Raw genomic sequence first — 831 nt, forward strand, 5'->3', positions numbered from 1 at the left:
GGGATGGACAGCCCGGACAGCGTGGAGTCCCTGGATGTGATGATGCTGATGGCGGAAACCCATGGCGTCAGCCTGACCACGGTGTGGACGCTGGTCAGGGGATGGTGTGCGCAGGAAAAACGGGAGGCGTCATCATGAGTGTGAATACAGACATGACCCGTCATCCGTATGTGGATGACTCGTTTCGTTACTGGCGTACCGACCCGCGGAGGGTGCATGCGAGTGCGACCCGGAAGGCGCGGAAACTGCTGAGGCAGTACCGTCAGGGAAAGCGCGTGTACAGCGAGGTGGGATGTTCAGGGTACCTCAAAATCGATGTGGGGGTGCGCTGGCGTTTGCTGAGCAAAAACCGGGGTGAAGAGTGGCTGTTTATGTCCCACCAGACCTATGACCGTGAGCTGAAGCGGTGAAATGCTGCCCGGTCTGTACCGGTCACTCCGCCGGGGTACAGCCGGTATCCGGGGTACCGGCTGACATCCGGGGGAGGCTGCGGGGTGCGGGGCGGCAAAGAGTCCCGTAGGTGGGATGTTTAATACCCTTCCTTATAACGAACTGATATAACAACGAGAAGAGTGGCTATGTACACGCAATATGCGCAGACGGACCCTGCGGGTACCGGTGCCGGTCACCGTCTGCCCGCTGATGATATCATTGATTACACCTTGTCGAAGATGCAGGCGCGGCTTGACGGTACGCCGGGCACTTCGGGCCAGGAGCGTAACGGGCTGCTGTTCACGGGTAACCTGCATGATGCCTATCCGCGTGCGCTGGTGCTGGACATGCGGCTTTCCCCACTGGACAAGATGTGCTGGATAATGATACGGCAGTATG

General features: G+C 59.1%; 1 protein-coding gene and 1 pseudogene. Both read left to right on the forward strand.

The genetic code is table 11. The annotated features are described in order from the left end of the window. The first annotated feature begins 134 nt into the window (after positions 1-134). Positions 135-410, forward strand: a complete 276-nt coding sequence (locus BZK42_RS27920) for a ParE family toxin-like protein (protein WP_249025198.1) — start codon at positions 135-137, stop codon at positions 408-410. A 168-nt stretch (positions 411-578) separates the two neighbouring features. Continuing rightward, positions 579-831 (forward strand): annotated as a pseudogene (locus BZK42_RS27925) (STY4528 family pathogenicity island replication protein); the annotation flags it as partial.

The sequence above is a fragment of the Citrobacter braakii genome (genome assembly GCF_002075345.1).
Lineage (GTDB): Bacteria > Pseudomonadota > Gammaproteobacteria > Enterobacterales > Enterobacteriaceae > Citrobacter > Citrobacter braakii.

Excerpts from the sequence above, each read along its gene's own strand:
- BZK42_RS27920 (WP_249025198.1), top strand. The coding sequence starts at position 135 with ATGAGTGTGAATACAGACATGACCCGTCATCCGTATGTGGATGACTCG.